Source organism: Stenotrophomonas sp. GD03819 (genome assembly GCF_029841665.1).
Lineage (GTDB): Bacteria > Pseudomonadota > Gammaproteobacteria > Xanthomonadales > Xanthomonadaceae > Stenotrophomonas > Stenotrophomonas geniculata.
In genome coordinates, this window is sequence record NZ_JAOCEW010000020.1 from 63610 (window position 1) to 83527 (window position 19918).

At 59.4% G+C, this 19918-nt stretch carries 19 protein-coding genes and 1 pseudogene; 10 read left to right on the forward strand and 10 right to left on the reverse strand.

Features of this window, described 5'->3' with window-relative positions; genetic code table 11:
• Positions 1 to 31: 31 nt before the first annotated feature.
• Complete coding sequence (locus N5D45_RS13430) at positions 32 to 424, reverse strand: antitoxin Xre/MbcA/ParS toxin-binding domain-containing protein (RefSeq protein WP_279939090.1); 393 nt, start codon at positions 422 to 424, stop codon at positions 32 to 34.
• Positions 425 to 779: 355 nt separating this feature from the next.
• Here N5D45_RS13430 and N5D45_RS13435 point away from each other — a divergent pair, with 355 nt between their 5' ends.
• Positions 780 to 1217: an NIF family HAD-type phosphatase gene (locus tag N5D45_RS13435; RefSeq protein ID WP_279939091.1), complete on the forward strand. Its 438-nt coding sequence runs from the start codon at positions 780 to 782 to the stop codon at positions 1215 to 1217.
• A 366-nt stretch (positions 1218 to 1583) separates the two neighbouring features.
• On the opposite strand, the gene N5D45_RS13440 is transcribed toward N5D45_RS13435, so the two are convergent.
• The 6 genes and pseudogenes from N5D45_RS13440 to N5D45_RS13465 form a co-directional block, all read right to left on the reverse strand.
• On the reverse strand, positions 1584 to 1907 hold the full coding sequence (locus tag N5D45_RS13440) for a hypothetical protein (protein WP_279939092.1): 324 nt from the start codon (positions 1905 to 1907) through the stop codon (positions 1584 to 1586).
• 8 nt (positions 1908 to 1915) lie between these two features.
• Positions 1916 to 4420, reverse strand: a complete 2505-nt coding sequence (locus tag N5D45_RS13445) for an MBL fold metallo-hydrolase (protein ID WP_279939093.1) — start codon at positions 4418 to 4420, stop codon at positions 1916 to 1918.
• 18 nt (positions 4421 to 4438) lie between these two features.
• A complete protein-coding gene (locus N5D45_RS13450; RefSeq protein ID WP_279939094.1) occupies positions 4439 to 6904 on the reverse strand; it encodes a S8 family peptidase in 2466 nt (821 codons plus the stop codon).
• Between the two features lie 19 nt (positions 6905 to 6923).
• Entirely contained in the window at positions 6924 to 8123 is a 1200-nt protein-coding gene (locus N5D45_RS13455) for an ATP-binding protein (protein WP_279939095.1), read from the reverse strand.
• A 219-nt stretch (positions 8124 to 8342) separates the two neighbouring features.
• A pseudogene (locus tag N5D45_RS13460) lies at positions 8343 to 9248 on the reverse strand (YifB family Mg chelatase-like AAA ATPase); the annotation flags it as partial.
• Positions 9249 to 9378: 130 nt separating this feature from the next.
• Entirely contained in the window at positions 9379 to 9729 is a 351-nt protein-coding gene (locus tag N5D45_RS13465; protein WP_057503744.1) for a helix-turn-helix transcriptional regulator, read from the reverse strand.
• 447 nt (positions 9730 to 10176) lie between these two features.
• On the opposite strand from N5D45_RS13465, the gene N5D45_RS13470 reads away from it, so the two are divergent.
• The 8 genes from N5D45_RS13470 (at position 10177) to N5D45_RS13505 (ending at position 17533) form a co-directional block, all read left to right on the forward strand.
• The gene (locus N5D45_RS13470) at positions 10177 to 10485 is read left to right on the forward strand and encodes a hypothetical protein (protein ID WP_134735152.1); all 309 of its coding nucleotides are present in this window, start codon (positions 10177 to 10179) and stop codon (positions 10483 to 10485) included.
• A 170-nt stretch (positions 10486 to 10655) separates the two neighbouring features.
• Positions 10656 to 11777 carry a hypothetical protein gene (locus N5D45_RS13475; RefSeq protein WP_279939096.1) on the forward strand — a complete coding sequence of 374 codons (1122 nt, stop codon included), beginning with the start codon at positions 10656 to 10658 and terminating at the stop codon, positions 11775 to 11777.
• Between the two features lie 121 nt (positions 11778 to 11898).
• The gene (locus N5D45_RS13480; protein WP_279939097.1) at positions 11899 to 12744 is read left to right on the forward strand and encodes a hypothetical protein; all 846 of its coding nucleotides are present in this window, start codon (positions 11899 to 11901) and stop codon (positions 12742 to 12744) included.
• Positions 12734 to 13507 carry a class I SAM-dependent methyltransferase gene (locus tag N5D45_RS13485; RefSeq protein ID WP_057503740.1) on the forward strand — a complete coding sequence of 258 codons (774 nt, stop codon included), beginning with the start codon at positions 12734 to 12736 and terminating at the stop codon, positions 13505 to 13507. Before N5D45_RS13480 ends, N5D45_RS13485 begins: the two co-directional genes overlap by 11 nt.
• Positions 13508 to 13517: 10 nt before the next feature.
• Positions 13518 to 14825, forward strand: coding sequence for an ABC transporter permease (locus tag N5D45_RS13490; RefSeq protein ID WP_279939098.1), 1308 nt, complete (start codon positions 13518 to 13520; stop codon positions 14823 to 14825).
• Positions 14822 to 16069 (forward strand): FtsX-like permease family protein, encoded by a 1248-nt coding sequence (locus N5D45_RS13495; RefSeq protein WP_064968347.1) that lies wholly within the window; start codon positions 14822 to 14824, stop codon positions 16067 to 16069. The genes N5D45_RS13490 and N5D45_RS13495 overlap by 4 nt, the downstream gene beginning before the upstream one ends.
• Before the next feature lie 440 nt (positions 16070 to 16509).
• Positions 16510 to 17112 carry a DUF998 domain-containing protein gene (locus N5D45_RS13500; protein WP_057503738.1) on the forward strand — a complete coding sequence of 201 codons (603 nt, stop codon included), beginning with the start codon at positions 16510 to 16512 and terminating at the stop codon, positions 17110 to 17112.
• Positions 17113 to 17167: 55 nt separating this feature from the next.
• Positions 17168 to 17533: a hypothetical protein gene (locus N5D45_RS13505; RefSeq protein ID WP_049435835.1), complete on the forward strand. Its 366-nt coding sequence runs from the start codon at positions 17168 to 17170 to the stop codon at positions 17531 to 17533.
• 151 nt (positions 17534 to 17684) lie between these two features.
• Here the strand turns inward: N5D45_RS13505 and arr are convergent, their stop codons facing one another.
• Positions 17685 to 18119 carry an NAD(+)--rifampin ADP-ribosyltransferase gene (arr, locus tag N5D45_RS13510; RefSeq protein WP_057503737.1) on the reverse strand — a complete coding sequence of 145 codons (435 nt, stop codon included), beginning with the start codon at positions 18117 to 18119 and terminating at the stop codon, positions 17685 to 17687.
• Between the two features lie 125 nt (positions 18120 to 18244).
• Positions 18245 to 18496 carry an accessory factor UbiK family protein gene (locus N5D45_RS13515; RefSeq protein WP_010482078.1) on the reverse strand — a complete coding sequence of 84 codons (252 nt, stop codon included), beginning with the start codon at positions 18494 to 18496 and terminating at the stop codon, positions 18245 to 18247.
• 136 nt (positions 18497 to 18632) lie between these two features.
• Here N5D45_RS13515 and N5D45_RS13520 point away from each other — a divergent pair, with 136 nt between their 5' ends.
• On the forward strand, positions 18633 to 18971 hold the full coding sequence (locus N5D45_RS13520; protein ID WP_005411374.1) for a P-II family nitrogen regulator: 339 nt from the start codon (positions 18633 to 18635) through the stop codon (positions 18969 to 18971).
• Positions 18972 to 19096: 125 nt separating this feature from the next.
• Here N5D45_RS13520 and N5D45_RS13525 read toward each other — a convergent pair whose 3' ends face one another.
• Positions 19097 to 19756 carry an RIO1 family regulatory kinase/ATPase gene (locus tag N5D45_RS13525; RefSeq protein WP_043401280.1) on the reverse strand — a complete coding sequence of 220 codons (660 nt, stop codon included), beginning with the start codon at positions 19754 to 19756 and terminating at the stop codon, positions 19097 to 19099.
• Between the last annotated feature and the right edge of the window lie 162 nt (positions 19757 to 19918).

Sequence of the window (19918 nt, forward strand, 5' to 3'; positions counted from 1 at the left end):
GGTCAATGACTGCTGGACGTCGTCGGAACTGTTAGGGAGCGGCGAGTCCCTGAGCCTCCACATACTCGCGAACAGTGGCCAAGTCAGCTAGTCGGCCCGTGCACATTAGGGCCAAAGCGCTAGCTCCATCGAATGGGTTGGCCTTGTTCGGACATCGGATCCAGCGGTCAGCTTGCTGCTGATCAGGGAGGAGGATGTGCAGTGCCTGGTAGACGCCGAGCACATAGCTGATCCGGTGGAGTGCTTCTGGCCAAAGGCCATCGGCGGCTCCTGTCTCTTGCTTTGCACAACGGGCGTTGATGGGCCTACCCAGAATCGCCGACTGCTCCTGATCGCTCAGTTTCCAGATCTCCGCTATCTGGCTGAATGCCCGCAGCGCCGGCCCTTCCAGGTCGGTAGCGCCACTGGCAATTGGCTTAATCATCTCACCGGCCTAATGGAGCAGATTAGCCATGCTACTCCCGATTCACCCATCGCGCCCTGAGCCAAGCGTGGTGACAGAATGACGTAGCCTGACGTCGGCGCTCACGGAGTGTGGCTTGTTCGGAAGGATAGTGCCGGAATCAGGTGCCCAACAATGGCTCTCTCTGCCCTACTCAGCCTTCTCCTTGAGGCGTCCACTGAAATTCTCGTCGATAAGCTATGCGGGCAAGCGAGCAAGCAGGTCGCTGCTTTCAACGGGCGTAGATTCCGCGAACTCGTACCAGTAGGCTCACGATATGGACAGTCCTCAGCCGAAGGCGCAAGGTACGCGCATGCAAACAGGTTGAGAAGGAACCATGAAGCCGACCATCCTGGCTTTGGATCTTGAGGGTACGCTGCTCTCCAACGCCATCAGCCAGATCCCTAGGCCTGGTCTACATCACTTCCTTATGGAGATGCGATCTCGATTTGACCAACTGGTGATCTTCACGACCGTGCCGGAGGCACGCGTGCAGGACATTGCAAGGCTGTTGGTCGTTGAAGGGAGCGTTCCTGATTGGTTCGCGCAGCTCCATTACGTTCACTGGTCGGGCAAGACAAAGGATCTTCGCTACGTCTCGCCCCGGCTCGGGGAAGTCTTGCTGCTGGATGACTATGCTCCCTATGTACATCCGGGACAAGAACACCTGTGGATAGAGATACCCCTCTTTGGATCTCCCTACCTGTCTGATGATGACGGATTTGAGATCGCGGCTCGACGCTTGCTCAATCGAATCAACGAGCTTGATGGATGATGGGCCGCAGCTGATTCAAGTGAGCTGCCACAGCAATGCACAGGCTCTTGACCTCGGGCCTGCCCAAAGAAGGGCGATACGGTGTTCTTTGCTCAAGAGACCCTGCGCAGGGCCCAGACTGATCGTCGCGTCCACTGGCCTGGCGCAGTGATGGAACGTCGAAGTGGGGGAGTTCCGTTTACACCTTTCGTCGAAGTATCTGCCAGCTCGCTGGTCATCTATGTGCTCGGTAGGCTCTGCACTTCCTTCAGCCATCAGCGACGAGTAGTGCTGACATAGCGGCGTACTGAGTCAACGGACCTTTACGATCATAAAAAAATTACGGGCCCATTTGAGGGCCCGTAACGTCATTCTGTTTCAGCCGCCTCAGCCGGAAACGGCAATGATCTGCTTGGACGTTTTATCTACGACGACAGTCTGGCGGCGTTTGCGGCTTGCGCCCTTCTTCACAGGGACATCAACGACAGCGACATCAATGTCATGTCTCTTGCTACGGCTGGCGGAAGTGTCGGCTTCGGCGAAAGAGCGCATGAATGCAGGTGAGCTCCATTTCGCAATCATCGCCTCAGCGTTGACCGACTTCCTAACGCCCGTGCCCAGCTTCTTGATCGGGCCTTTCTCAGACACGATCTCGGCATCAGGCATGTTGTCCTTGATGACACCTTCGACAATTGGGTCAATGCGTTTCATGGCGGCTCCTACCATCCCAGCCCGAGTAAACAGAATTGATGGACCAGCTTCAAGTTCATGGCCTGCGCTTGGCCTTGACGACTATGCTCCTCCATCTGTGAAGCCATAGCCTTCTTGGCTGCGAGTAAGGCGGCTGACGGAGCGATATCCTTGGCCACTTGGCGCCAAAACACCTTGTGGATCCCCCCGCCGGCTACATCGTAAGGCGGGTGCTTAGGTGAATAGTGAACACCCGTACAGCCAATGTACGCAAGTGCCCCTTGGTTCAGGCAGGCCAGCGCAATGGAGTCACCTGCTGTCCGAGGGGTTGGCGGACCTTCTACATGGTCCAGTGCGGTTTCCACTACCGGCAGGGCTCCCCAGCAGCATCCCGTGAAGACGACGGCGCCTGGGCTAAGTTCAAGGTCATTCAGATGAAGGGCCTCTATGGTCTCTCCGTCTTCGTTCTCCCCCCAAAATCGGGTGGCGTCTTCATGCCTTCCATGCAGCATGAAGTAGAGGTAGTCCCCTGTGGATCGGCGGCCATCTGAAACTGAATAGGGGGTGGAGGCGTGTGTGTCTCCATCGCCGGGAACCAGCTTGAAGACCTCCGTGGCGAATGGGCGCTCGACATTGTGAATACCGTGCCTAAAGCGGCCATGGGGCCGTGGCGCGGAAAGCGCAGCCTTTAGAAGGGCGCTGGAGCGCCCGTCCGGAACCCGGCTGACTGGTAGTTCCGGCATGCCATCGTCATCTATGTCGCCATAGAGGTTATCGGTCCAGACAACATACTCATCAGCATCGCTCGAGCGCTCATCTTCGTCCTCTCCATCGGGGAAGACGTCAATCTTCAATGCTGGGACAACGTCATAGCCGCCAACCAGAACCACCCCTTGGGTTCCAGGGGATGCGTTGAGAGCCTCCTGCACAAGTCGAATGGACTGATCTGCGTCCGTGGCCTCTACGGATGAAAGATCAACCACCGTGTGCCCCTTGGATGAAATTTCAGCCAAGATCTCACTTGACTCGTTCTCGCCAATGTTCCTGCTAAGGGCTTCAGAGCACGTGACGAACAAAAGCTTTGGAAGAGCGCGCCCTCCGGCCAAGGAGAAACCACACGGAAGTACAGCTCTAGCATGCTGCATCGGTGTTGGATCAATCTTGATCTGAATCGAAACATTCAATCCAGTAGACGGATTGTATGGGATCTTGATCTCGATTGGGCCAGGTTCTTTGCCTGGGATCGGAGTGAAGACTGCATTAGGGGCCGTCGGCCGCTCGCGCGGCGAAGAGAGCTGGCGAGGGGTTTCAGCTGAAGACGGTGAGATGGAGTCTTCTGGCTCTTCGGTGACTGAAGCGTCGTTGAGGTCACCTCTCTCCTGCTCGATGCTAACTTGCCCCTGCTTGTAGTAGAAGGAGACTCGACCATTGGTGTCTGTGCGTCCAAGTACGACTTCGTCGGAGTGCTTGGTCAATGCTTCTATGAAGGCACTACTTGGATGGTGACGACTTTCCGAGCCTGTGCAGAGGCCAAAGTAGAGCGTGTCGCTGCCCAAATCCCTGAGCACATTGGGTCCAACAGAGTTATGACTGCCGTGATGGCCAACCTTCACGAAGAGGAACGGTTGCTCTGCGCTCATTCGAGAAATCTCCGATCGAATACGCAGTGCCTCGTTCTTCACTAGCTTGCTCGGGACCTCTGGCTTCTCGAGTTGAGAGTCGCCGGTAAACAAGAATCTATGCTGCCCATCATCGAAGGCGATGATCGAGCTCTGCATGTTCACAACGGGACCGAATGCTCCATCGACATGTAGGTTGTCATGCCAAGCCTTCATGATCTTCTTGTAGAGCGATAGCTTATCGATGCCACCGTCTGCCAGGACTCCGTGGAAGTCGCCAACGAAGTCTCGGCCGACTTCATCCAGAAGACGGGCGCACTCTTTCATTGATTGGTTCGTTGGGCCAAGAACTTTCATGCCGACTTCAACGAACTCGCTCTCCAACTCGCTCAGGTCATCTTCACCGTGCATGAAAACCTGAGTCCCGCGATCTAGGAGCCCTTCAATCATGGCGCGATACCGACGTTGCAGAGACGCCGCGTCGGCGATGGCAATGTCAAATGCATCCTGATCGACGAAGTCGACATACTCTTCTCGCAGCAACGCACAGAGCTGACCGGCATCTTTCGTGACGTGTGAGTCGGTCGTCGCCGAAGGGGGCCAAGCCAAGTCAGGTGCGGTTACCAGAGCGCAAGTCGCCCGGAGCATTCCTCTCTCGACCATCTCGGGCAGGCAGCCAATGTGGTCCGCATGCGTATGAGATACAACCAGTAGATCTACTGCGATCACATCATCTTCAGGCAGTTCCATGATCGCACGTAGCTGCGTTGGGATCGCATGGTGTGAAATTGAGCCATCAATGTCTTTCTTATGGCCGCCGTCGAACAGAATCCAAGTGTCCTTGATTCTGGCCAGCACGCAGTCGCCATACTGCGACCTGCCCACATCGAGCAGATGAATTTCAGAGCCTTCCATCTAATTGAATTCCCTTTCTTAGATTGCCTTGTTCGGGCCGCGGCGCGCACGGGTACGACTTGCAAATCGCACATCATCCAACTGCACGGATTGGCTGAGTAGATCCTGTCGCAACTCGGTAAAGACCGGCTCGATATCCTTGATGTCTTCGATGGTCAGCAGCGCCGCAAACTTGATGCCATCTTTGGGGGTTTCGCCTTCCGCTCGCTCAAGAGACTCAACCAACAGTCTCCATTGAGACGACTCACCGACACCGCTGGGGCTCTCAAAGTCGTAAACCTTCACAGGTCCCCATTTGAGTTGGTGTCGGCGCAGAACGGATTCCTTGGCCCTGCTGTTCTTGCCGCGGATGGCATCAGGTAGCCCGATGGCGAATACGCCGCCCTTCGGCTTGCCATTCAGTCCGAGCTGATTCACGTGGCCATCAAGTTGGGTCCTGGCGAACTCATCGCCGTTGCCAGAGTCGACCGCAGGCCTCGATACCAGCGTCAGACGGCCCCTCCCGCGGCACTTGCCTGCTTTGACCAGAGATTTTGGCCACGCGAAGTTGAACTCAAGGCGTTGCCCCTTGTGCAGAGTGGCTTCAAACACCAAGGTAATGCTTGAGTCTTTGCCTTCGATTGAAGGTAGGGCGGGAAGTGGAACACCGAAACCAACAAGGTCTTTAGCTTGATCGGCGAGTGGAGGCTTGGCGAACAGCTGCGGCAGTTTGGAGTGGTGAATTACCAAGCCGATGATGAGTTCGCGTGAAATGTTTCCTGGAATCAGTTGGCAATACCTGGCCATGGTCTTGGCCACCAATGGTGCGGCGAAGCTAGTCCCTCTGACGTCTTTGTAGCTCCCTCCCTCGATGACAGACTTCAGGCCGGTGGGATCGCCTGAGCAGCCTCCGAAGTGAGCCAAGTCAGGCTTCAATCCACCAAAACTTGAGGGTCCACGACGAGAGTAAGATGCCAGCGCACCTGGCACATGCCCGCTCACTTTCGGTGGATTAACGGCTGAAACAGACACGTTTGCCAGCGAATGGGCAGGTGCTCGAATAAGATCGTCGATGGGCAAGCGCTGAGCAAGGATACTAACGGCCCGGACGTGGTCCTCGGGCCACTCAGTGCGGGTGCTTCCCCCGGGCAGATTTCCGGCCGAAACTACGAATACAACATCGTGCTTCCATGCGATTCGGTCCAGCCACTCGGTCTCGTAGCAGTAATCATTGTCGGAAGTTGATGGAACGTCGATGTTGAAGCTGAAGTTGAAGACTCTGGCATTGTGCGCGCTCTTGGCCTTCACCACGGCTGATTCGATCTTCCGGAAAAGAGCTGCGCCGTCTTCGTAATACTTACGGAACGTGTCACGACCATCCTTCGGCATCAGGCAGATGTCGACGACACTACATCCATCAGGCTCCGGGCAGACCTCTGGGCCATTGAGCTGCTGTCCCATGATCAGAAGTCCCGCAATCGATGTTCCGTGAGATGGATCACCGTCCGCGGGGATTAGGTACTTGGTGCTCGGTTCCAGCCAAGGGGCGAGAGTTGAGCAAATGCCACCATCAATGACTCCAACGACCGGGTACGATGCACCCTTCGATGGCACTGGGATTTTCCCTGCGCGGCTAGCGGCTTTGGCAGTCGGATGATCGCTTGAGGTAATTCGCGCCGGGACGTGAATCGTGCGCACGATTGGACTGTTGGAGAGTCTCTGGACGATTTCAGGGAGGGCCTTGATCCATCCCGCGCTAGCGATGTCCTGGCCGTCCCTGGATCGCTTCCAGCGGACGAGGAGTACGCTTTGTTGGAACCCCTCTCCAAACTCGTCGGCGTCTAGCTCAACAAGGCATCCGAGCTTACCGATATCTGCACTCAGCGTCTTGAGTTCGTTGCTCTGAAGCTTCTTGGCTTCGCCGCCTTCAAACTGGAATAGGCGGACGATCAGGCTGAGTGGTGTCCCTTCTTTGCGGAACCACGCACTCATCTGATCCAATGGAATGGGAAGGCGTCGTTCGTCATCCCAAAGTACGATCTCATCCACGACTCCAACGTCGCAACGCAGCTGACTCGGATTGGGAGTCTTGACCTTTCGATTGGTCTTTCGGTCCAGCACCTCCTTCATGGGTACTGTCACGTCAGCCTCGCCGATTCGATCTGCTAGGAAGCCGAGAGAATCCTTGGTTACCTGTAGCAGTACCTCCGCTGGCCTGGCTGTACCCATAGAGGGCAATCGGCTCTGATCAAAGAGCTGCTTAGGCCGGTTGCTCTTTGCAAGTGCAACTGGCTTGAGCGTTACGGCGGCGATCGCGACCGATGATCGTTGAAAGGCGCTTCTGGACTTGGCCAGGCTACGAACCTGCTGAACGAGCCGATCCCTATGTTGCCTAAAATCGCCGTCCTTGCCGGCGAACACATCCTTCTTGGAGCCGCCTGCAGGCCTTCTGAAATCCTTTACATAGGTACTCGCATCCAAAATAACTTGGACTGGTGCAGCCATTGTCCTTCCCCCTGTTCCATCAGTGATCCAACCACCTCTTGATAGTGCTTCGGGACTTCCCAAAAACATTCATGAGGGACTGTATATCTCCATCCGCATCGGCTGCCGAGGCCAGGGCCTTTACTGCCTGCGGATCGGCCATGGACAGAATCCGCTTCTGTTCGTGGCCAATTCGGTCATTGTGCATATCGGCCACGCGCCTGAGAAGTTCAACTAAAGTTAAATTCTGCGCGGCTGTAACTACCTTCAGTCGCTTGACAGAGTTCACAATAGACTGAATGTCCGCCCCGGACATGTCGGAAGTAGCCCAGGCAAGGAACCGAGCTTCCGCCTCGGACAGAGCGATGGGGGGGAGGTAGCGCTGAAGAATAGCGACACGCCCTTCGAGGGAGGGTTTGGGCATACGGATCTGAATCTGGAAGCGACGCCAAACTGCCGGATCTAGAAGCTGCTCATGATTGGTGATGCCAATCGTCACCCCACTGGCTTGCCTGAGATCAAGGCGCTGCAGCATCGTGTTGACTACGCGCTTGATTTCCCCCATTTCATGCGGATCGTCGCGAATCTTGGCTACGGCGTCGAACTCGTCCAGAAGAAGGACGCACTGGTACCGTTCGGCGAAGTCGAAAAGGTTGCCCACGTTTCGGGAGGTCGTTCCCAAGAACGAAGAAATCATGCCATCTAGACGTGCCAGCACAACGGGCATGCCAAGCTGATTTGCGATCCAAAGCGCGAGATGTGTCTTGCCAGTTCCGGGCTCCCCATAGATTAGCGCGCTGCGGGTCGGAGACACCCCGACCTGTAGCAGGGCGTCGGAGAGCTCCCACTCCTTGATAAAACTAGCTGCCAACTCCTGCAGTTGCTTGGGAAGAATGGGAGGAGCGTCAGGCAGCTCCTCAGGCCAGATGATGTCAGCCAGGGGGGCGGACGTTTCCTTGTCCAACGGAGGGCGCACCGCGCGTCCCAGAGGTTCGCGTCCCGTTTGGGCCAACGAGCGCACCAGGCGGCGGGGGGCTGCACCTATGTTCTTTGCCGCACTATTCAGCAGCTTCTGCAGATCCGCTGCTTTGGACTTCTCCCCGTTTTGTTCTAGGAACTCAAGCAACCGCTGGACCTGATGTCTAGGGATTTCCTCTCCCGTCTGTATGGCTGCCCTGCAGACGTCTAGGACGTGTTCAAATTGCTCATCGGGGGCTCGCTTAGTGGTTCGCGCGGCCATCGGGAATCCTCCATCAATTGTTACATTTTGGCCCATTGGTGATCCGAAATCTACATTTCGTGAGCCAAAATGACCGTTCCGTGGTTAAATTTGGTGTTCTTTGGGTGCTTGGCCCCAGACGTCCAGTGTTGATCGGCCTTGTAGCAAGGATTGAGACTGGCTCAAGCTGAGTTGCCCGGTGGATCCGAGGGTTGTCTGTCAACTTGAGGACCTAAGGACGAGCTCATCAAGGAAGAGGACTCCATGGTGGGCCAGTGATATTTCACCGGGGCAGGGCGGGTTGCCCCCACCCACCAGCGCCGCCGCGCTCGCGCTGTGATGGGGCGCTCTAAAGGGCCGCTGCCGCCAACGTCTTGGGTCCAGCCCTTCGCCACTCACCGACGCAATCGCGGCAAGCTGCAGCGCCTCAGTCTCTTCGGTATCCGGCAACAGGCTGGGCAGGCGCGAGGCCAACAGTGTCTTGCCGCAGCCAGGACTACCGATCAACAACAGATGGTGCCCACCCGCTGCGGCCACTTCCAACGCGCGCCGAGCGTGTGCCTGCCCGCGCACGTCGGCCAGATCGGGCAGCGGCAACGGTGTCGTGTCCACGCGCTCCGCGGGTGGCAACAGGCGCGGATTGCCCAGCCCGGCGCAGCATTCCAGCAGCGTACGCGCCACACGCACATCAGCGTGCTCGGCCAACGCAGCCTCTGCGGCATTCCCTGGCGGCACCACCAGGATGCGCCCGGCTTCAGCGGCCGCGATCGCGGCCGGCAGCGCACCTGCCACCGGCCGCAGTTCGCCGGTCAGGCCAAGCTCACCCAGGAACTCGTATTGCAGCAGTGACTGCGGATCGACCTGGCCACTGGCGGCCAGAATGCCCAGGGCGATGGCCAGGTCGTAACGTCCACCTTCCTTGGGCAGGTCGGCGGGCGCGAGATTCAGAGTGATGCGTCGCTGCGGAAAGTCGAAGCGCGCGCAGAGCAGGGCGGCACGCACGCGCTCGCGTGATTCGCGGACGCTGGTTTCCGCCAAGCCCACGATCTGCGTGACAGGCAGGCCGCCAGAGAGATGCACTTCCACCCGCACCAGTGGGGCGTCGACCCCGGCGCGGGCACGGCTGTGGACCAGCGCCAGGCTCATGTGTGGTTTCCTGCGGAGGGGTGCTTGATGGTGCGACAGGTGGCGTGCCGATCACCATCGGAATACTTCGGCGTGATATCTAGGACTTATCCGGGCAGCCACTACGTGTGGTTCAGTCGTCGGGACGACGTCAGATATGGCGTTCAGCAGACCTCATCAACTCAACAATGTTGTCGAGGAGGGAGATCGGAAGGTTGCGCGATGCCGTCAACATGCGTGCTTCCAATTGCAGGCGCATTCCTTCCGGCTTCCCACCATCGGCGATGGTGTCACCTGAAATCAGCCAAGATACGCTCACGCAAGTGACCCTGCTCAACGCATGCAGATGGTCGATAGACGGCACGAAGCCTAGTTCGCGTTCCCAGTGGCCCACCGTTGCCCGGTTCACGTTCAGGGCTTTGGCGAGATCGGTTTGAGATAGCCCGCTGCCGATACGAGCAGCGCGGATCCGAGCCGACAGTGAATCTGTGCGGAACTCCATGAATACCCCCCTTCCTAGGCCGCCTTGCACAGAACATGCGGGGAAGTGTGTGGGCGTCAAGACAGATCGTCAATTCTGTAGCAGGTCTATATATGTCGGTTCTCGCACGAATCTCTTCTTGAATGTGCTGAGGACGCTGCTTCTCACAGGTCACGATACGGGGTGGCAGTCGTGTCCTCCCTATCCCTGGCCAAGACATTCGCGACAGTGACGCCCTTTCAGGGCAAGCGCACAAGTGCAAATGCAAGCGCTCAACCCGTGATGATTGTTCTCTGAACGCAGTGGCAGCTGGGGCGCAACCGCCCACGCGAGGCGGAAGCTGTGTGCGGCACAGCAGCGAGGTTGCAGCCGGATACCGTCAGGTCGTTGAATCAAGTTGAGCTACAACGCTGATCACGTTCGCAGCTCAGAAGATCAAATGCCCACCATTACATGGAGTAAAGACAAATGACCCAACGCACTGCTGTGAAGAATCTCTCGCCCCTCGCGCTGATCATTGCGGGTGTTGCGGCCGCAGGCACGGCATCTGCTGCCGCACCGAACAGCACTTTCGTCAATGACATTGCGGCGTCGACGTCTATCCAGGCGGATATGCAGTCCCTGAGCATTAGTGAGTTCACAGAGGAAAAATCTGCGCTTCTCGCAGATGGGCACCATCACTCCGATTCCATCGGGTCGCATCACCATCATGACACGGCGAGCAAGCAGATGGCATTTGCTTCGCGCAGTTCCGCCGATTCCCGATTCGACGTCTGAAGGGAGAGGGGCGGGGATCTCTCCGCCCCTTGCACGTAGATCACTGTCATGCAGAGCCTATAGAGGCCGGAGGTGGCTTTCGATCTTTGGCCTCAAGTTGGATTTGAAGGGTGGATAAGAGCAGCCAGGAGCAAGTAGCGAGGACGGCGATGACTGCATGGAGGAGAAAGATGAATTCGATGACCCAGGCGCAACGGCCTGATGTAAGAAGCCCGATCTGCCTGATGGAGATCGCAGACACGTCAGAATGCATGGAGTCGGTCGTCGAGGGCATCCTGTGGTCAAGACTCCGCAGGATGAGAGCGCGACTTCAGGAAGTGCTTGCTGACCAGAAATACGGAGTCATGACTCGTGCCATGCACCAGATTTACCAGTCACTCGGGCCCGATCGCCAAGCCCGTGTGCTGCTCAGTTCCGAATTCTGCGAGCAATATCTGTGCCTGGAGTCTGCGCGGAAGGGCAGGGTGGAGTCAGGAGCCGACGAGCAGGAGAGGGCAGAGGAACAGGCCCGCGCGCTTGGCGCGCTGCACGATATCATCGCTCGGGAGAAGTCGATCGCCGAGCTGGCACAGGGACGGACCGACAGGTACTTGAGAGAGGCACGGCAGTGGCAGCTCTACAGTCCCGTTGGAGACTGCGTTGCGGAAAAGGATGCCACGGGCGTGTGGACCCTTCGGCAGTTGCCGAAGCTGGGTGACTGTATCGCGCTCGATCTTGAGAGCCCACCGGCGCGGCACCATGAGCCACGCTCTGGAGCGCTGAGCCAACCGTGCCTACCGCTGACCGATGCGGAGCGCGAGCATGTCTCGCGAAAGCTGGCAGAGGCGCTGGCAGCGATCGACCGGTCAGAACCCATGTACGGCCTTCTCATCCGAAACTTCGTCCGGCGGATCACCGTGCGCAAGTCGGCAGAGGTTACGTCCGATGAAGCCGGCCGCTACGGCTCCGAGCATGTGCCGAGGCAGCCAGGTTCCATTCGACTGCTGAACACGCATAACCCGGAACTTCTGGTTGAGGCGTGCATGGAAAGCATCATGCATGAAAGCACCCACAACTATCTGGCCGCATGGGAGCTTGCCAACGGGTTCTTCGTTGCCAATGACTACCGGCACCGTGTCGTGTCTCCGTGGTCCGGCAATCCCATTCCGACTCCTCCTATATCCACGCGGTCTTCGTCTACTACGTGTGTCACCGCCTGCTCAAGCGTCATCTCGAGATTTCTCCGGACCTGGGTGAAGCCGCCAAGCGCCACGTCCAGCGCAGATTGGCCGTCTGCGCCGCCGGCTTCCTGATCGAGCAGAATCTCAGCGGTCGGTTGATGAGCAAGGATGCCATCCATGGTGAGGTCGGGCAGATGATTGATCAGATGCAGGCAGAGATGAAGCGAGAGTATCGCTATGGGGAGTGGCAGCAATGAGCAGAACAGTTGTCATCCATGCGGATCACTTTGACCCGGTTGCGCTGCGGGCGCTGGCTACGGGTGTCCCTGCCGTGCACATTGATGAGCTGGTACCGGTAATGAAGGATCAGCCCTGGCCCGAGGTTCTCCGCTTGAGCCCCGGTGCGCATCTTGAGAGTCTGTTCCGCGGGGCCAACGTGGTAAACCGGGTCTTCTCTCTGGAAGGAACGCAGATCGAACGGTTTCTGGCCGAGCACGGAGTGGACGCCCGCTGGTTCCATATCCGCCTGCAGCCGCTTCTGGCGCTGGGGGTGAGCCTCTGTCACGACACCGGCACGCGCGGTGTATCCCGATGTTTGGCCCCGCTGAACGTGCAGTGGCTTGAAATCGAACGCGCTCTTCCAGAGGCGAATACGCCTGACTTCGCCTACAGTTTTGGGTACGAAGAACCAGACTTGTCCCGTATCGAAGACCCCATGCAGAAGTCGGTCTGGTCGCTTTTTGACTGGCGGGAGGAACGACAGCTTGATGATGAAGAGCGCCGCAGGCATCAGTTCCACGTGTCCAGGCCAAAGGGCATACCTGTGATCGCCTGGTTCCTTGGGCGGGACTACAACGGAATCTGTTTTCCCCGTGCAAGCGTTGAGGTCGATGATGTTGTGTGTGGGAAGCTGACGCGAGCAGCTGCACAGGCCTTCCGTTCCGAAGCGGGAGAGATGCTCCTGTACGTGACGGATCAAGCAGTCACCTTCCATGCATTCTCGCCCTACCTTCGTTCCGTCGCCGCCGATACCGCTGTGCAGACTGCAATGGATGCGTGGTTGCTTGCCGGCAACGCCGGAGGTGCGAATGCTGCTTGAGAAGCTGAGCTCGCTGCGCGAGTCGATGGGCTGGGCCTACGGAAGCGAGGACCTGTGCGTACTGTTGTACAGCCTGGTCAAGCGGACGCGCCCGCGCATCGTTGTCGAACTGGGTACCGGGTTTGGCGTCACTGCGGCTTGGATGGCCGGTGCACTACGGGAGAACGGCAGCGGTGTCATTCACACCTATGACAATGGTTCGCACTTCTCCAGTGAGCCAGGCATCAGGTTTGTCGAGGGCCTGCAGGGGCCGCTTGCCGATTCACTGCGGGAGATGGGGCAGGACTATCCCGCTTTCCTGAAGCATGTATTCCAGTGGGCCGGGGTCGAGAATCACGTTGTTGCCAACTGGCAGGAGATCGCCTTTGCCGATATTGCCCAGGCCGCCGCTTTTGACGGCGGAATTGACATGGTCTTTTCCGACTTCAACCACTCCCAGGACAGCATTCAGGCCTTGCTGGCGGCGTTTCTGCCGCGCATGGCGGAAAGCGCCTCAATCTTCATCGACAGTGCCTCCACCCAGCGGCTCAGCTACCTGACCCTGGAAGCGGTTGTGGACTCCCTGAATCAGAACAAGATACCCAGGGCGTTCATCAAGGATCGAAGCGAGAAAGACATCGAAGTTGTCCTCCGGATCATCCAGCGCTCGCGCTTCCGCCTGATGCATCTGCTGGAAGCCTGCGACAGGGTGCAGAACAGCACAGCGTGGATCTCGATTGAGCCGGTCGACGTGATTCCGACTGCAGCCACCTTCCTGCATTAGAGCGACGTATATGTTCGGCTATTACTTTGCGCTGGCCCGCACAAGGCTTCTGGAAACCAAGGGGATGAGCGCCGCGCTGATCCTGGCGCTGGGATTGGGCATCGGCGCAAGCATGACGATGTTGACTGTCGTGCGGACAATGACGTGGGATCCACTACCGGGGCGAAGCGAGCATCTCTATCACCCCTTTATTGACGCACTCCCTGCGTCGTACGACGTCAGGCCTGGCATGGACCCACGCGTGGCCCTCACCTGGGTAGATGCGCAGAACCTGCTTCGGCAGGGCCCCGCCTCCCATCAGACCGCGCTGGCATCTGCTCGTCTATTGGTGGATGCGCAGCGCAGCGTGCAGATCCCATTTTTCGCGCAGGGGCAGTATGTCACTGCAGATGCGTTTGCCATGTTCGGCATCCCTGTGGTGCAGGGCAGGGCCTGGACCCGTGAAGATGATGCTGCCCAGGCCCGGGTCGTCGTGTTGAGTCAGGATCTCGCTGCTCGTTTGGGCGGTGAAGGCCTGGTGGGAACAACGGTTCGGCTTGGGGGGCAAGCATTCACGGTGGTGGGTGTTGCCGATCCGTGGAGCCCGCGCCCCCGGTTCTATACGGACCTTCAGCAGGACGTGTTCAAGGGGCGCGAAGACTTCTTCATCCCGATAGGTGTCGCGGCAGAAATGCAGATGACGGTTTCCAACAACATCTTCTCATGGAGCAGTGACAAACCCCTCAATCGCCTGCAGGACGCCCGCACATCATGGATCCAGTTCTGGGCCGAGTTGCCTGACGCGGCCAGTGTCGAGCAGTACGAGCGCTTCCTGGGCAACTACGCACGTACACAACAGCAGGCGGGAAGGTTTGACAGGACAACCGTGCCGCGCATGGTTTCCTTGAAGGACTTCCTGGTCGAGCATCGCATCATCCCCAACGAGGTGAAGCTGCAGCTGGCGCTCTGCCTGGGCTTCCTGATCGTTTGCCTGCTGAACATGAGTGCCCTGATCTTCGCCCGATTCATCCGCCGGTCACATGAGATATCGATCCGTCGGGCGCTGGGTGCGCGCCGGCAGGACGTCATCTATCAGCTCTGCACTGAAGCACTGATCATCGGCGGCCTGGGCGGGGCGGTAGGGTTGATCGTTGCGGAGGCCGGCCTCTCCCTTGTGCGGATGCAGCCGGAAGACTACGCCTCACTGGCCAACATGGATCTGGGCATGGCCGCTCTCACCGTGGGCCTGGCGTGTGTCTCCAGTGTCGTTGCTGCGTTCTTCCCTGCGCTGCGCGCTACCTCAGGCCGTCTGGCCATGCAGATCAAGGCGTCAGAATGAGCATTGCGGAACTCCCCCTTATCGTCCGGGCGCTTACTCGCAACCGCTTCATCGCGTCCATTCTTCTGGTGCAGGTGCTGGTAGCCACCGCGTGTGTGACAAACCTTGCGTTTCTTCTGTCCGAGCGGCTGGGAACCCTCACCTACAAGACGGGCCTGGAAGAGGCGAACCTGGGTATCATCGAGACCGAGTACCTGGGGCCTGCAGCAGCCAACCCTGCAGCCTCGATCAAGACCGACCTGGAGGCCATCCGGCAGCAGCCAGGCGTGGAGCAGGCTATCGCAGCAGAATCGCTTCCCCTTTCCCAGCGCAGCTGGAGGGTGGGATTCACCAACAAGGTGCTTGAAGGGAATGATCTCTCCGGCATCGTCGAGGCAGAGCCGACTGTCTACACGGCATCTTCGCCTGCAGCCAAGGTGCTGGGTCTGACCATTGTTGCCGGCCGAGACCTCTCTGCGGGAGTATTTGTGCCGATGGAGGCCAGCGCCGACTATGCCGGGCTCTACAAGGCGAGCGAGGCCGTTGTCTCCCAGGCACTGGCGGACAAGCTGTTTCCGGAGGGCGGTGCAGTCGGCAAGTTCCTGTATGCCGATGCGCGGCATCCCATCCAAGTGGTCGGCATCGTCAAGACACTTTCCCGGCCTGTACTGAAGACCGATGCAGACAACGACATGTCACTCATCCTGCCGCTGATTCCGGACGGGCCTCGTGTGATGTTCGCCATCCGTGCTGGGGATGGGCGAGTGGCGGACGTGATTGCGTCCAGTGAAGCCGCGTTGTCGCAACGCGATGCGAACCGCACCATCGCCCGCAGCACCTCGTTCCGCGAGCTGCGCGCCGACTACTTCCGCCACGATCAGACCATGGCGATCATGTTCCTGAGTTCCGGGTTGGCGCTGTTGGTGGTAACTGCAACGGGCGTGTACGGACTGGCCAGCTTCTGGGTCCGCAAGCGGTATCGGCAGATCGGTATCCGGCGCGCACTGGGCGCCCGGAAATCCGACATCCTCCGGTACTTCCTGGTGGAGAACCTGATTCTCACCGCCACCGGGTCTGTTGTCGGTACCGCACTGGCCATCGGCCTGAACATGGCCGTGGCCCGATACTACGAGGTAGCCAGGATCGAAGCGCCATTCCTCGCGATTGGCGTACTCACGGTGCTTCTGTTGGGGCAGGCCGCAGCATTTGTACCGGCTCGACGAGCAGCCAAAGAAGCCCCGGTAGCGATCCTGCGCCGGGCCTGACGCCGACAGGCCGGTCATCCGGCCAATGCCTTTGCCAGCGCACCGTTCCTTCCATAGCCGGCAGACGGATTGCCAGCCGACACCACGCAAGGTGATGCCGGCTGGCAAGCACAAACCACTTCCCAACAAAACGGCCTTTCGAGTCCCGACCACCGATGCACGGTGGCGCAGTAACGATTACCTGCTGTTGTTCGGAATGCCAACGGGTAGGGGTCAATGCCGCCGCCATTGCGAAGGAACCGGTGCGACGGCCGCTGATGGCTGACGCGTACTTCGCTTCCAAGCGTGAGTGACTTTTTGCCTATTGACCCCGTAGGGCGTCACGCAGAATCTGACTACCGCTGTAGTCACCCGGAGCTGTCCTACCCGAAGCAGGAAGGTTCTGCGGCGTTTGAACGGATTCCACCCACTGGTGCAGGCCAAAACAAGGATCACTGTACGTGTTACGCCGCAATCGACTTCTTCTGTCTGCGGGTCTGGTCCCGCTTCCGTGGTTCCTGTTCTGGACCAGCGTTGCCGCCGTGTTCGCGCCGGGCTACAACCCGCTTGCACAGCACGCCAGCGAACTGCTGCAGGCACCAACGCTTGCAAGCATCTGCGCCAGGATTGCCCCCATCGGCTGCGGCGTGGGCTTCGTGGCGTTTGCCATCGGGGTATGGCGGGAGTCCGGCCGCCGGATTGCCGTAGGCGCGATCTGCTGGATGATCTTTGGCATCTCCATGCTGACCAACGGTCTCTGGCCCATGGGCCATCCGATGCACGGCTTCTACACCATCGGTATCGCAAACATCATTGCACCGGCGATGTCGCACATCGAACTGAGCGCGTGGTCTGCCAACCGAAGGGCATACGCCGTGACCGCTGTGGTGAGCATCGGGGGCATCGTCTATCTCTGGTTGAACGTGGTGGGCGCGGACCCGGAGGGCTACCGGGGGCTGACCCAGCGCGTGTTCTCGTCGATCAACTCGCTGTGGCCATTCCTGGTTGCGCTGTATCTGCTGCGAAGGGATTCAAGCGCGCTGAAGGTGCAGCCTGCGCATTGATGGATGGGCATGCAGTTGCATGGATGGCTGTTGAGCGCGTGGCTTTGAGATGGGGATGAAGATCTTTCGCCGTCAGCTGATCTACGTTCGAGTGCACCAGGACCACTTCATTGCGCGCGTGGTGGGTGGAGACAGGACCATCCGTCGTCAGTGTCATGCCCTTGGCAATCGCGCGGGCCCGATCAAGGACTTTTCGAGTATCCGGCCCCTGCTCAAGGCGATCTTCTCGGAACTCCTGCCTGGGTTCTCTCTCGTCAAGCCGTGGGGGATTCTGCACTTTGATCCGGTTGAGTACCCGGTCACGAAGGAAGAACTGGCCGGGTTCCAGAAGGCTGCCATGCGAAGTGGTGTGAGCTTCTGTTTTCTCTCCACGTGGGAGCAGCGGCATGAAGACAAGGATCTGTTGGAGATGTTCAAGTAGTGCCGGCCCGATACTTCGTTCCAGGCCAGGCAAATTCGTGGTTGGGTCTGTTCAAGGTACTGCGAGAGTCCGCTCTTGGCCGGGAGCGGACATCGTTCGACGACCTGCTGCGTTGATCCTCCGTCGGCCAAAGCACGTGTCTCTCCTTCCCTCAATTGATGATCTCCCCACTCCCCGAAGCAACAAACGCCTTCAACTGCCGGACGAACTCCGCGTCATACAGCTCCCACTCCACAATCTCCCCCACAATCCGCAACGGCTGCGCACTGCGATACGACCGCGTCGGGTTCCCGGGAAACTTCTTGTTGGTCACATTCGGGTCGTCCTCGAACGGCCCGGTCGGCTCCACCACATACACGCGTGGCCGCCCCTCACCTCTAGCCATCTCCGCAGCCAGCCCGGCGCCCTTGGCAATCGTGGTGAAGTAGATGTGGTTCATTACCACGCTGTCGCGATAGTTGGAGCGGAAGCCCGCACTCAGCAACTCGCCCACCGCCAGATCAGCGCGGGTGCCGTGATAGAACGGCCCGGCGACCTGGTCGCAGGTGTCATGCGAAACGGGTGTCCAATCGGTGTCCTGCGCCATCGCTGCTGCCCCTCTCTGTGCTGCCGGATCGACAGGCCGGCGAGTCTAGGGCGCCCGGTGGGCCTTGCTGCAAGGCCCCATCCGGGAAATAATCTGTAAACGGGAGGCGCACTGCGCCTCTTTTTTCATTCTGCGGTGCCGCGCCCTTCCAGCTCACGCACGGCCGTTTCCAGCGCATCCAGCTTTTCGCGGGTCTTCAGCAGCACGGCGCGCTGTACTTCGAACTCCTCGCGGGTGACCAGGTCCAGCTTGGCCAGACCCGCCTGCAACGCGCTCTTGAAGGTGGCCTGCAGTTCCTCGCGCGATTCGCGCAGGCCCGGCGGCACCAGGTCGCTCAAGCGACGGGCAAGGTCATCCAGTTGGTTCAGGTCGATCATGGGGGTACTCCGTGGTGCGGGCGGGCCGTGCAGGCCACAAGGATACTGCTGGGCCGGTCGCCCGCACAGGCGTGGGCTGTTTCGCACCGGGCGCGTTCAGGCGCTATCCTCCACGCCGGAAGACAGGAGATAGACGATGAAGATGGTCATGGCGGTGATCAAGCCGTTCAAGCTCGACGACGTGCGCGAAGCGCTGGCCGAGCGTGGGGTTACCGGCATCACGGTGACGGAAGTGAAGGGCTTTGGTCGCCAGAAGGGCCATACCGAGCTGTACCGCGGCGCGGAGTATGTGGTCGATTTCCTGCCCAAGGTGAAGCTGGAAGTGGCGGTGACCGATGACCAGGTGGAGGCCGTGGTTGAGGCCATCGTGAAGGCGGCGGGCACCGGCAAGATTGGCGACGGCAAGGTGTTCGTGTACGACCTGGGCAGTGTGGTGCGTATTCGTACCGGTGAGCTGGACGCGGACGCGTTATAACCCGTTCGGCGGGATGTTGTAGAGCCGAGCCTATGCTCGGCTGCATTTCGCGCGATGCAGGAACAGCAGCCGAGCACGGGCCCGGCTCTACAAAGAGCGGTAAAGCGGTCGAGCGAGCTCGCCCCCTACCGGCGCTTGGCCCATTTGTAGAACCGCTTCCAGCCCTGGCGCACGGCAGCGACCCAGCCGGGGTCGGCCACCAGTGCGGCCTGCGCGGCACTCGGGGCCTGGCCGGTCATGCGCTGGCGGATCTTCAGCAGGTTCTTCATGTCGCTGCGGCGCATCTGCCGGCTGAGCGGGTTGCGGCGCAGCCAGCGCGGGGCGCGCCAGGCGGAGGTGAAGTCCAGCAGCACCGGCACGCCGCCGCTGACCACCACGTTGGTGCCATGCAGGTCGTTGTGGGTGATGCCGGCGGCATGCAAACGGCTGAGCGCGTGCTGCAGCTGCTCGAACACTTCATTGCCCACGGCCTGCGCGGTGCTCAGGGTCTGGCCGGGAATGAACTCCATGCCCAGTGCCAGGCCACCCAGGGTGCCAAGCAGCGCGGGGGCATGCTTCCAGCCGCCGAGGCGCTGCAGCATGCGGGCCTCACGGCGCACCATCAGCCGCGCGATCAGTGAAACGGGGGTGCCGCGGTAGCGGGAGTAGTCCTTGATGACCGCCTCGCGCCCGTCCAGGCAGGTGCGATAGACGTCGGGGGCCAGGAAGCGTTCGCCGCGCTTGAGCAGCAGCGGGGTGGCGGCGTCTTCGCCGCAGGAGGAGGGGGGCAGGGCAGGGAGATGCATGTCGGGGTCTCGGACGACCCGGTGGGTGGCGCAAAGCGTCAAGCGAACCGGTGTTACAGGGAGTTACTAAGTTTTCGTTAATTTTAGTACTCGCCAGTTCGCTATTCCACGATTTGTCGGAGAAATGTCGGGGTCGTGGCTGGAACAGTTCGTCGCACCCGA